Origin of the sequence: Cryobacterium sp. 10I1 (assembly GCF_035019805.1) — a bacterium.
GTDB classification, from domain to species: Bacteria; Actinomycetota; Actinomycetes; order Actinomycetales; family Microbacteriaceae; genus Cryobacterium; species Cryobacterium glucosi.
In genome coordinates this window covers 1-12007 of the sequence record NZ_JASJVF010000091.1, presented here as the reverse complement: position 1 = coordinate 12007, position 12007 = coordinate 1, and the positions used below count along the sequence as shown (strand labels likewise).

Below are 12007 nucleotides of genomic sequence, written 5' to 3'. Positions count from 1 at the left end.
TGGCGGCACGTTCGTCGATGACTTTGTCGTAGTAACCGACAAGGGTTTCACAGACGTTCTCCCACGAGCGGCCGACCCACGTCACCGGCACGCCGGCGAGTTCGCGCTGGATGAGCGGCACGGACGGCCCGTCGCCGACGAGGGCGACACGGATGCCCGGAACGCCCCTGAGGGCACGGAACCGTTCGACCTGTTTCTCCGGCGCCATCCGGCCGACGTAGCCGACCACGACCTCACCGTTCGGGGACAGGCGCTTGCGCAGCTCGGCGACGGCCGGTTCGCTCCTCCGGTTCGGGTGGTAGCCGACGAGGTCGACGCCGCGCGTCCACCGGGCGAGCCTGCGCACGCCGACCCGTTCGAGGTCCGCCATCGAGGCAGAGGAGGGCACGAGGGTGAGGTCGGCGCCGTCGTGGATCCACTTGACGAGGCGCCAGGCGACCTTCGTCGCCTGGCCGAGCCGGTTGCGCCTGGCGTAACCGGCGACATCCGTCTGGAAGATCGCGACGCTCGGGATGTCGAGGCGGTTCGCCGACGCGATGCCTTGGGCGCCGAGGAGGAACGGGGAGGCCGCGTGCACGACGTCCGGGCCGAAATCGGCGAGCAGGCGCTGCACGTGCGGGCTCGGCATCCCGACAGGGAACTGGCGGTAGGAGACGGCGGGGACGCTGAACACCGGGAAACCCGCGTATTCGGAAGGAGCACCGGCGGGGGCGATGACGATCGCCTCGTGCCCGGTGCGCTGCAGGTGCTCGAGCACCTTGCAGACGCTCGTGGTGACCCCACTGACCGTGGGGAGGAAACTTTCACTGACGACAGCAACCCGCATGTTTCGAGCGTATGCACCCCTCGAAACAAGCACGTGAATACCCGGAACCACTGCGTGAATACCCGGTGAACAGCCCCCCGGCGGCCTGTAGTCTGGCCGAATGACCCAGGCACCTGACCCACTCGAGCGCTTCTACAGCGTGATCCCCGCCGGCGGCATCGGATCCCGCCTGTGGCCGCTCTCCCGCGCGGACGCGCCGAAGTTCCTGCACGACCTCACCGGGTCAGGCCAGACCCTGCTCAGGGACACCTGGGACCGGCTGGCCCCCCTCGCCGGCGACCAGCGCATCATGGTCGTCACCGGTCGCGCGCACCGCGCCGCCGTCGAGGCGCAGCTGCCGGAGCTCGCCGACCTCAATGTCGTGCTCGAGAGCGAGCCGCGCGAGTCGACGGCGGCCATCGGCCTCGCCGCCGCCATCCTCGAGAAACGCGAACCCGGCGTCATCATCGGGTCCTTCGCGGCCGACCACGTCATCAAGGGCGCCATCCTGTTCCGCCAGACCATCGTCGAGGCCGTCGCGGCAGCGGATGCCGGGTACATCGTCGCGATCGGCATCCGGCCGACGGAGCCCGCGATCGGATTCGGCTACATCAAGACGGCCGCGCCGCTCGATATCCCGGGGGCGCCGAACGCGCAGTCCGTCGACTCCTTCGTCGAGAAGCCCGACCTCGCGACGGCGGAGGCGTACGTCGCGAGCGGCCACTACCTCTGGAACGCGGGAATGTTCATCGCCAGGGCCGATCGCCTGCTCGAAGAGATCGGCGCTGCGGAGCCCGAGCTGCTCGCCGGGCTCCTCGAGCTCGCCGATGCCTGGGACACCCCGCGTCGCGGCGCCGTCGTCGACAAGGTCTGGCCGAAGCTCAAGAAGATCGCCATCGACTACACCGTCGCGGAGCCGGTCGCGGCCCGCGGCCAGCTCGCCGTCATCCCCGGCCAGTTCGACTGGGACGACGTCGGCGACTTCGCGTCGATCGCCAAGATCCACGCGAACGGGCGGAAGCGCGACCTGGCGATCCTCGGTGAGGGCGCACGCGTTCTCGCGGACTCGTCGAGCGGAATCGTCGTGAGCCACACCGGCCGGATGATCGCGCTGATCGGCGTCGAGGACATCGTCGTCATCGACACGCCGGACGCTCTGCTCGTGACGACGAGCGCGAATGCGCAGAAAGTGAAGGCCGTCGTCGACGCCCTCAAGCTCTCCGGGAGCAGCGACGTGTTGTAGCCGACACCGTCTGAATCGTTTGTGCCGGTCTCCGGCTAATTGTGCACGGATTTGTTTCGTACAGGTAGCGGGTTGATAACGCTTAGCGCACCTATCGAGTTTGCTCAACTGAGCAGTGAAACATTGGGTAACCTGATTGCACACAGCCCCGTCGAACCCGCGCCGGGCCAGCAATGGAGGTCATCTTGACAATCACCAAACGAAGGGCCGTTTTCAGCGGACTCGCCACCCTGGGCGCCGTAGCCCTGCTCGCCGGTTGTGCGGCGGCGCCGAGCACCGGCGGCGCCACGTCGACCGCTGCGGTCACCGACTTCACCCCCTGCATCGTTTCCGACGCCGGCGGCTTCGACGACAAGTCCTTCAACCAGTCGAGCTTCGACGGAATGACCCAGGCAGCGGATGCCCTCGGCGTCAAGTTCAAGCAGGCGGAGTCCAAGACGACCGACCAGTACGCGGGCAACGTCAGCAGCATGGTCGACCAGAACTGCAACTTCATCCTCACGGTCGGCTTCGCGCTCGCGAACACCACCCGCGACGCGGCCAAGGCCAGCCCCACGACCGACTTCGCCATCATCGACTCCGCACTGTCGAATGACGACTTCAGCCCCCTTGCCCTCGACAACGTCAAGCCGGTGCTCTACGACACCGCCCAGGCCGCCTTCCTCGCCGGTTACCTCGCTGCGGGCACCACCAAGACCGGCATCGTCGGCACCTACGGCGGCAAGCAGTTCCCATCCGTGACGATCTTCATGGACGGCTTCGCCGATGGCGTGACGTACTACAACACCCAGAAGTCGAAGTCCGTCAAGCTCCTCGGCTGGGACAAGGCCGCCCAGGCCGGAACCTTCGCCGGCAGCTTCGACGACATCAACCAGGGCAAGGCGCTCAGCACCAACCTGATCGACCAGGGCGCCGACATCATCCTTCCGGTTGCCGGACCGCTCTTCCAGGGCACCGCGCAGGCCATCCAGGACTCCGGCAAGGACGTTGCCATCGTCGGCGTCGACAGCGACCTCTACGCGACCGCACCGGCCACGAAGGCGCTCTACCTCACCTCGATCATGAAGCAGATGGCGGATGCGACCAAGGCGATCGTCGTTGACGCGGCGAACGGCAAGTTCAGCGCGACCCCGTACATCGGCACCCTCGAGAACAAGGGCGTCGACATCGCGCCCCTGCACGACTGGGAATCCAAGGTCGACCCCGCGCTCGTGAAGGAGGTCGACGCGATCAAGGCCGACATCATCAGCGGCAAGCTCACGGTCACGTCGCCGTCCACCCCGAAGTAACACACCAGGAAGTGCCATCGCGGGGAGGCCAGCGAGAGCTGGCCTCCCCGTGTGCTTTAACCCCCGGCCGCTGACCCCCCGGCCGGCTGCTCAATAGAATCGGGAAGTATGAAGCTCGAACTTCGCGGCATTACGAAGAGATTCGGTGCCCTGGTCGCCAACGACCACATCAACCTCACTGTCGAGGCCGGCGAGATCCACGCGCTGCTCGGCGAGAACGGTGCAGGGAAGTCCACCCTGATGAACGTGCTCTACGGCCTCTACCGGGCCGAAGAAGGCGAGATCCTGCTCGACGACGTCGTCCAGCACTTCTCCGGACCCGGCGACGCCATGGCCGCCGGCATCGGCATGGTGCACCAGCACTTCATGCTCATCCCCGTCTTCACCGTCGCCGAGAACGTCATGCTCGGCCACGAAGAGACCGGGTTCGGCGGCCACCTCGATCTCCCGGCCGCCCGCCGCCGGGTGACCGAGATCTCGGCCAGGTTCGGGTTCGACGTCGACCCCGACGCCCTCGTCGAGGACCTCCCCGTCGGAGTGCAGCAGCGGGTCGAGATCATCAAGGCGCTCTCCCGCGATGCGAAGGTGCTCGTCTTCGACGAGCCGACCGCGGTGCTCACCCCGCAGGAGACCGACGAGCTGATGGGCATCATGCGCCAGCTGCGCGACTCCGGCACCTCGATCGTCTTCATCACCCACAAACTCCGGGAGGTGCGCGCCGTCGCGGACCGGATCACCGTCATCCGCCTCGGTGCCGTCGTCGGCCAGGCCTCGCCCACCGCGAGCAACGAGGAACTCGCCACGATGATGGTCGGCCGCGCCGTCGACCTCACCGTCGACAAGTCCCCGGCCGCGCCCGGTGCCCCTGCCCTCGTCGTCACCGACCTCACTGTGCTCGACCCGCGCGGGCAGGTGCTCGTCAACAACGTGAGCTTCACCGTGCACGCCGGCGAGATCCTCGCCATCGCCGGAGTGCAGGGAAACGGGCAGACCGAGCTGACCGAGGCCCTGATGGGCCTCCAGCCGCGCGTCTCCGGCGACATTACCCTCGACGGTGCCTCGCTCCGCAACCACACCGTGCGCCGGATCCTCGACGCCGGCGTCGGCTTCGTGCCAGAGGACCGCACAGAGGACGGCCTCGTCGGCGAATTCACGATCGCAGAGAACCTGATGCTCGACCGGTCGCACCAGCCGCCGTTCGTCAAACGCTTCAACGTCCAGCTATCCTTCCTCGCCCGGTTCGCCGAGGACAAGGTCAAGGAATTCGATGTGCGCTCCCAGGGCATCGACACACTCGTCGCCCGCCTCTCCGGCGGAAACCAGCAGAAGGTCGTCCTCGCCAGGGAGCTCAGCCGCGACCTGCGCCTCTTCATCGCCGCCCAGCCGACCCGCGGCCTCGACGTCGGTTCGATCGAATTCGTGCACGAGCGCATCATCGCGACCCGGGATGCCGGCACCCCGGTCATCGTGATCTCGACCGAACTCGACGAGGTCGCCGCGCTCGCCGACCGGATCCTGGTGATGTTCCGCGGCCGCGTCGTGGGCATCGTCCCCGGCGACACCCCCCGGGCCGTACTGGGGCTGATGATGGCCGGCGAAACGCCGACCGAAGAAGGAGCGGCAGCATGAGCGAGACCCTGCAGACCCCGCCGGTTTCCAGCGGGAAGCCGGTCGGGCCGGACCAGCCTGACCAGCCGAGTCGCGCGTACCAGGTCTTCCGTGAGATCACGACCGGGAACGCCATCATCTCCGTCCTCGCCGTCGTCCTCGCCCTGCTCGTCGGCGCGATCCTGATCGCCTTCACCAACGAGGACGTCCAGAATGCGTCGGTCTACTTCTTCTCCCGACCGGGCGACACCGTCGTCGCGGCCTGGAATTCCGTGTCCGGCGCGTACTCCGCCCTGTTCCAGGGGTCGATCTACAACTTCCGCAAGCCGGATTTCGCGTCCGGGATCAAACCGCTCACCGAGACCCTCACCTTCGCGACCCCGCTGATCGCGGCCGGCCTCGGCGTTGCGCTCGGCTTCCGTGTCGGGCTGTTCAACATCGGCGGTCGCGGCCAGATGCTCATCGCGGCCGCGCTCGGCGGTTGGGTGGCCTTCGCGCTCGACCTGCCCGCCGGCATCCACCTGGTCGTCGCCCTCGTCGTCGGTGTCGCAGGCGGCGCACTCTGGGGCGGCATCGTCGGCCTGCTCAAAGCACGCACCGGTGCGCACGAGGTCATCACGACGATCATGCTGAACTACGTCGCCTACTACCTCGTCAGCTACCTGCTGCGCGACGGCTTCCTGAAGACGCCGGGGTCCAACAACCCGCAGAGTCCCGCGAGCAAACCGACGGCCGTGTTCCCCGACCTGCTCGGCCCCGCGTACAACCTGCACCTCGGGTTCATCCTCGTGATCATCGCGACGATCTTCACCTGGTGGCTGTTGTCGCGCTCGAATCTCGGCTTCCAGTTCCGCGCCGTGGGGCTCAACCCGCACGCGGCCCGGGTGGCCGGGATCAGCGTCGACCGGATGTACGTCTACGCGATGCTGTTCTCCGGCGGCCTCGTCGGCCTCGCAGGCATCAACCAGGTACTCGGCACGTCGACGAGCGGTTTCGACGCCGGCATCGACTCCGGCATCGGGTTCGACGCGATCACCGTCGCGCTGCTCGGCCGCTCACGCCCGTGGGGGGTCTTCGCCGCAGGCATCCTCTTCGGCGCCTTCAAGGCGGGCGGGTTCTCGATGCAGGCAGCAGAGGGCGTCCCGATCGATATCGTGCTGATCGTGCAGTCCCTCATCGTCCTGTTCATCGCGGCGCCGCCCCTCGTGCGCGCCATCTTCCGGCTGCCGACGCCGGGCCAGAAGACCCCCGGTGCGAAGACGCCCCGGAAACGCACCACGACACCCACGGAGGTGGTGGCCTCGTGAGCACTCCGACAACCGTTTCACCGGCCGGGTCCACCGGACCGGGCGCAGCAGTCACTGCCGCAGGGCCCGACTTCGAGCAGATCAAGAGCTGGAAGACCCCGATCGCCCTCGCGATCTTCACTGTGCTCGGCTTCCTGCTGCTCGTCGTCTTCGGTCGTGACGGCGAGAGCACCATGCGCCTGTCCACCACGACCGACCTGATTCAGCTGCCCGACGTGGTCCTGCCCACCCGGCCGACCGGCATCGCGGTCGTCGCCCTCCTGCTCCTGATCACGGCGGCGAGCGGATGGCTCGTGCGCTCGAAGGCGAAGGTGCCGATCTGGCTCGTCACCGTGTTCGCGGTGTTCCTGCTGGTCGGCTTCCTGGCCTGGGCCTCCGCCGACCACACGATCCCCGTGCCCGGGCTGCTCTTCGGGTCGCTGAGCCTCGCCGTCCCGCTCATCTTCGGTGCGCTCGGCGGCGTCATCTCCGAACGGGTCGGCGTGGTCAACGTCGCGATCGAGGGCCAGCTGCTGGCGGGTGCGTTCACCTCGGCGATGGTCGCGTCGATCACCCAGCAGCCGCTGCTCGGGCTTGTCGCGGCGATGGTCGCCGGCGTGCTCGTCTCCTTCGTGCTCGCCGCGTTCGCGATCAAGTACTTCGTCGACCAGGTCATCGTCGGCGTCGTGCTCAACGTGCTCGTCTCCGGGGTCACCGGCTTCCTGTTCTCCCAGCTGCTCGCCCCGAACGCAGGGACGCTCAACAGCCCGCCGAGGTTCGAGAACATCAACATCCCGCTGCTGAGCGAGATCCCGATCATCGGCCCGGTCTTCTTCCGGCAGACCCTGATCGTCTACATCATGTACGTGGCCGTGGCGTGCGTGTACTTCGGCCTCTTCCACACCAAGTGGGGCCTCCGCCTGCGCGCCGTCGGCGAGCATCCTCAGGCCGCGGACACCGTGGGCATCAACGTCGCCCGCACCCGGTTCTGGAACGTCTCCCTCGCGGGCGCGATCGCCGGTCTCGGCGGGGCGTACTTCACCCTCGGCTCGGTCGGCGCCTTCGGCAAAGAGATGACAGCCGGCGCCGGGTTCATCGCCCTCGCCGCCGTCATCTTCGGCCGCTGGGACCCGATCAGGGCCACCCTCGCCGCGCTGCTCTTCGGCTTCGCGAGCAACCTGCAGAACGTGCTCAGCATCATCGGCTCCCCGGTGCCGAGCGAATTCATGCTGATGCTGCCCTACCTCGTCACGATCTTCGCCGTCGCCGGCCTCGTCGGCCAGTCACGGGGGCCAGCGGCCTCCGGAAAGCCGTACATCAAATCGTGAGCTCCCGAAAGAACGAACCCGCGCGAAAGAACGAACCGGAGTCCGGCCACGTGGCTCCCGCCATCGACTGGGCGCTCCTCCGCAGCACCGCGACCGAGGCGATGAGCCTCGCGTACGCGCCGTACTCGAAGTTCCCCGTCGGCGCGGCGGCCCTCGTCGACGACGGCAGGGTGATCAGCGGATGCAACGTGGAGAACGCCTCGTACGGCCTCACGCTGTGCGCGGAGTGCGCCCTCGTCTCCGTGCTGCACCTCACCGGCGGCGGCAGGTTCCTCGCTTTCAGCTGCGTCGACGGCAACGGCAACCTGCTGATGCCGTGCGGCCGCTGCCGCCAGCTCCTCTACGAACACTCCGCACCCGGCATGCTGCTGGAAACAGTCTCGGGCCTCCGCACCATCGACCAGGTCCTGCCGGACGCCTTCGGGCCCCGCCAGCTCGCCGACTACCGGGAAGAACACCAGTGAACACCCAGACCCACCTCGAAGCCTTCGACGCCGTCGACCTGATCCGCACCAAGCGCGACCACGGCGAACTCGCCACCCCCCAGATCGACTGGCTGATCGACGCGTACACCCGCGGCTACGTCGGCGACGAGCAGATGGCCGCGATGACCATGGCGATCTTCCTGAACGGCATGACCCGCCGGGAGATCAAGGACCTCACCCTCGCCATGATCAACAGCGGCGAGCGGATGAGCTTCGCCGGCCTCGGCAAGCCGACAACCGACAAGCACTCCACCGGCGGCGTCGGCGACAAGATCACCCTCCCGCTGATGCCGCTCGTCGCGGTCTTCGGCGCGGCCGTTCCGCAGCTTTCCGGCCGCGGCCTCGGGCACACCGGCGGCACCCTCGACAAGCTCGAGTCGATCCCCGGCTGGCGCGCCCACCTCAGCAACGAGGAGATGTTCGCCCAGCTCCGCGACCACGGCGGCGTGATCTGCGCGGCGGGCGGCGGCCTCGCCCCGGCCGATGGCAAGCTCTACGCCCTCCGCGACATCACCGGAACCGTCGAGGCGATCCCGCTGATCGCCTCCTCGATCATGTCGAAGAAGATCGCGGAGGGCACGAGCGCGCTCGTCCTCGACGTGAAATTCGGGTCCGGCGCATTCCTGAAGGACATCGAGCTCTCCCGGGAGCTCGCCCGCACGATGGTCGCGCTCGGCGAGGATGCCGGGGTGGCGACATCCGCCCTGCTCACCAACATGAACGTGCCGCTCGGCTTCGCGATCGGAAATGCGAACGAGGTCCGCGAATCGGTCGAGGTGCTCGCCGGCGGCGGGCCTGCAGACGTCGTCGAGCTCACGATCGCCCTCGCGACCGAGATGCTCGAGCTCGCCGGGATCACCGGCGTCGACGTCGCCGCTGCCCTCACCGACGGGCGGGCCATGGACAAGTGGCGCGAGGTCATCCGCGCCCAGGGCGGCGACCCGGATGCCGCACTGCCGGTCGCGAAGGAAACCCACATCGTCACGGCAGACCGTGACGGGGTGCTCGTCGAGCAGCAGGCGCTGCCGTTCGGGATCGGCGCCTGGCGTCTCGGGGCGGGCCGTGCCCGCAAGCAGGACCCCGTGCAGCACGCCGCAGGGATCGACCTGCACGCCAAGCCGGGCGACACCGTGCGCGCAGGGCAGCCGCTCTTCACCCTCAGCGCCGACGAGCCGGAGCGTTTCACCAGGGCCCTGGAGGCCCTCGAGGGCGCATACCGGATCGGCGACCCCGGCGAGCCCGTGCTCGACGGCGGCCCCCTCATCGCCGAGCGCATCGGTCGCTGAGCACTGCTCGATCTCCGCACGGAACCGGTGTGTTGCCGATCACAATAAATTACGGGAGATATGCCTGGGGAGGAGCCGGGGGAGGCCGGGGCCGGTAGATTGGTGAGCGTGAATACGAGCCTTGAGGAATTCCTGCTGCCCGGTGGTACGAGCATCAATGCGCTGCCCAAAATATCGCTGCACGACCACCTCGACGGCGGCCTGCGCCCCCAGACGATCATCGAGCTCGCCGAGGCCATCGGTCTCGCCCTGCCGTCGACGGAAGCTGCCGCCCTCGGCGATTGGTTCGCCGACCAGGCCAACTCCGGCTCGCTCGTGGATTACCTCAAGACCTTCGATGTGACGACGGCCGTGATGCAGACCCGTGAGGGCCTCACCAGGGTCGCCCACGAATTCGTGCTGGACCTCGCAGCAGACGGTGTCATCTACGGGGAGATCCGCTGGGCACCCGAACAGCACCTCACCCGCGGGCTCACCCTCGACCAGGTTGTCGAGGCCGTGCAGGAGGGGCTCGAGTCCGGCGTCGACGAGGCGGCAGAATTCGGGTCCACCATCCGGGTCGGCCAGCTCATCACCGCGATGCGCCACGCGAACCGCGGCCTCGAGATCGCCGAACTCGCCGTACGCCACCGCGGCAACGGCGTCGTCGGCTTCGACATCGCCGGAGCGGAGCTCGGCTTCCCCGCCCGCAACCACATCGCAGCATTCGACTACCTCGCCAAGGAGTTCATGCCGGTCACGGTGCACGCCGGAGAGGCCGACGGGCTGGGCAGCATCCGCGGCGCCCTCTTCGACGGCCGCGCACTGCGCCTCGGTCACGGCGTGCGCCTCGCCGAAGACATCGTGATCGGCCGCGAGGACGACGACAACACCTACGTCACCCTCGGCCCGGTCGCACAGTGGGTGCGCGACCGCGAGATCGCCCTCGAACTGAGCCCGTCGTCGAACCTGCAGACCGGCGCAATCGCCGCCTGGGGTGACGACCTGCTCGACCACCCCTTCGACCTGCTCTACCAGCTCGGCTTCCGGGTCACCGTCAACACCGACAACCGGCTGATGAGCGACACGAGCCTGAGTCAGGAACTCGCGCTGCTGAGCGACGCCTTCGGCTACGACATCGACGACCTCGAGGTCTTCCAGCTCAACGCCGCCCAGTCCGCGTTCCTCCCGCTCGAAGAGCGCGAAGAGCTCGCCGACGCCATCGTCGCGGGCTTCGAAGAGGCCTGAGAGTCCGCAGACCCCGCCACGCAACCCCAGTGAAAGAACCTATGCAACTCCCAGACCTGCCTCTTACCGCCATCGCGATCGGCATCCACGTGGCCGACTGGCGCACCGCCGTGACCGCGGCCGGCGACGGTCTCGAGCGCTCGGGGTCGACAGGCCCCGGCTACACGAAACGGATGATCGACGTCATCGAAGAGTTCGGCGCCTACGTCGTGATCGCCCCCGGCCTGGCCCTCGCCCACGCGCGCCCAGGCCCCGATGTCCTCGCAGAGGGCCTGAGCATCGTGACCCTCGCGGAACCCGTCGCCTTCGGCCACCCGCACAACGACCCGGTCAGCGTGGTCCTCGGCCTCGCCGTGACGACGGGCGATGAGCACGTGCTGCTCGTCGCCGAACTCGCGAACCTCTTTAATGACCCGCGGGTCATCCCTGCGCTTGCGGCCGCGACGGATGCCGCCGGCATCCGTTCGCTGCTCGGCGTGACGGCACCCGCCGGAGAAGCCAGCGGGGTCCAGGAATGAAGATCGTCGCCCTGTGCGGGGTCGGAGTCGGCACCTCCGCGATCCTGAAGATGAACGCAGAACGGGCTCTCGCCCGGCTCGACATCGACGCCGAGGTGACGGCGACCGACGTTGCCTCCGTGCAGACCGTCGGCGCGGACGCGCAGGTGATCCTGACCTCATCGGAGCTCGTGGCCCACATCGGCAAGACCAACGCGGACATCGTCGTGATCGACAACTATTTCGACGTCGACGAGCTCACCACCAAGCTCGAGGAAGCGCTCGGCTGAACCCGGAGCGGTGCGGAGGTTCTAGCCCTACGCGATGAGCTCGCGCATACCGCGCTCGAGCTCGGCGAGCACGGCGTTGGCGGCGACCTGGCGCTCCACCACCGTGCCGACGACGCTGCTCGTGTCGAGGTAGACCTTGAGCTTGGGCTCCGTGCCGCTCGGGCGCACCATCACGCGGGCGCCTCCGACGAGTCGGATCCGGAGCACATCGCTCGGGGGCAGGCCGAGGAAGCCGCCGGCGAGGTCGTCGATGTGGTCGACGCGGATCCGGCCGATGAACACCGGCGGGTTCGAGCGCAGCCGGTCCATCACCCGGGAGATCGACGACAGGTCGGTGACGCGCACCGAGATCTGGCTCGACGAGAAGTGCCCGAAACGGCCGCTGAAGTGGTGCAGGTGGTCCGCGAGGGTGAAGCCCTCGTTCTTCAGGTCGCTCACGAGGGAGAGCAGCGCGAGGGCCGCGGAGATGCCGTCCTTGTCGCGCACGGTCGTCGGATTCACGAGGTAGCCGAGGGCTTCCTCGTAGCCGAAGACGAGACCGGGGGCGCGGGAGACCCACTTGAACCCGGTGAGGGTCTCTTCGAAGCGCATGCCGTAGGCATCCGCCACGGCCTTCAGCGCAGGCGACGAGACGATCGAGCAGGCCAGGGTGCCGTTGCGCGG

At 68.0% G+C, this 12007-nt stretch carries 11 protein-coding genes and 1 pseudogene; 10 read left to right on the top strand and 2 right to left on the bottom strand.

Annotation, left to right across the window (positions count from 1 at the left end):
• The coding region (locus QN345_RS09835; RefSeq protein WP_323508609.1) for a glycosyltransferase at positions 1-826 on the bottom strand (826 nt) is incomplete at its 3' end.
• 100 nt (positions 827-926) lie between these two features.
• Here QN345_RS09835 and QN345_RS09830 point away from each other — a divergent pair.
• The 10 genes from QN345_RS09830 to QN345_RS09785 all read left to right on the top strand — a co-directional run bounded on the left by QN345_RS09830 (position 927) and on the right by QN345_RS09785 (position 11344).
• Entirely contained in the window at positions 927-2048 is a 1122-nt protein-coding gene (locus QN345_RS09830) for a mannose-1-phosphate guanylyltransferase (RefSeq protein WP_322189425.1), read from the top strand.
• 185 nt (positions 2049-2233) lie between these two features.
• Positions 2234-3337 carry a BMP family ABC transporter substrate-binding protein gene (locus tag QN345_RS09825; protein ID WP_322189426.1) on the top strand — a complete coding sequence of 368 codons (1104 nt, stop codon included), beginning with the start codon at positions 2234-2236 and terminating at the stop codon, positions 3335-3337.
• Between the two features lie 108 nt (positions 3338-3445).
• Positions 3446-4966 carry an ABC transporter ATP-binding protein gene (locus QN345_RS09820; RefSeq protein ID WP_322189427.1) on the top strand — a complete coding sequence of 507 codons (1521 nt, stop codon included), beginning with the start codon at positions 3446-3448 and terminating at the stop codon, positions 4964-4966.
• On the top strand, positions 4963-6252 hold the full coding sequence (locus QN345_RS09815) for an ABC transporter permease (RefSeq protein WP_322189428.1): 1290 nt from the start codon (positions 4963-4965) through the stop codon (positions 6250-6252). The genes QN345_RS09820 and QN345_RS09815 overlap by 4 nt, the downstream gene beginning before the upstream one ends.
• Positions 6249-7559: an ABC transporter permease gene (locus QN345_RS09810; RefSeq protein WP_416173101.1), complete on the top strand. Its 1311-nt coding sequence runs from the start codon at positions 6249-6251 to the stop codon at positions 7557-7559. The genes QN345_RS09815 and QN345_RS09810 overlap by 4 nt, the downstream gene beginning before the upstream one ends.
• Positions 7560-7609: 50 nt before the next feature.
• Entirely contained in the window at positions 7610-8023 is a 414-nt protein-coding gene (locus tag QN345_RS09805) for a cytidine deaminase (protein ID WP_322189824.1), read from the top strand.
• Positions 8020-9330, top strand: a complete 1311-nt coding sequence (locus QN345_RS09800; protein WP_322189429.1) for a thymidine phosphorylase — start codon at positions 8020-8022, stop codon at positions 9328-9330. Before QN345_RS09805 ends, QN345_RS09800 begins: the two co-directional genes overlap by 4 nt.
• 108 nt (positions 9331-9438) lie before the next feature.
• Complete coding sequence (locus QN345_RS09795) at positions 9439-10557, top strand: adenosine deaminase (RefSeq protein ID WP_322189430.1); 1119 nt, start codon at positions 9439-9441, stop codon at positions 10555-10557.
• Between the two features lie 41 nt (positions 10558-10598).
• Complete coding sequence (locus QN345_RS09790) at positions 10599-11075, top strand: PTS sugar transporter subunit IIA (RefSeq protein WP_322189431.1); 477 nt, start codon at positions 10599-10601, stop codon at positions 11073-11075.
• The gene (locus QN345_RS09785; protein ID WP_322189432.1) at positions 11072-11344 is read left to right on the top strand and encodes a PTS sugar transporter subunit IIB; all 273 of its coding nucleotides are present in this window, start codon (positions 11072-11074) and stop codon (positions 11342-11344) included. Before QN345_RS09790 ends, QN345_RS09785 begins: the two co-directional genes overlap by 4 nt.
• 27 nt (positions 11345-11371) lie before the next feature.
• On the opposite strand, the pseudogene QN345_RS09780 reads toward QN345_RS09785, so the two are convergent.
• Positions 11372-12007 (bottom strand): annotated as a pseudogene (locus tag QN345_RS09780) (phospho-sugar mutase); the annotation flags it as partial.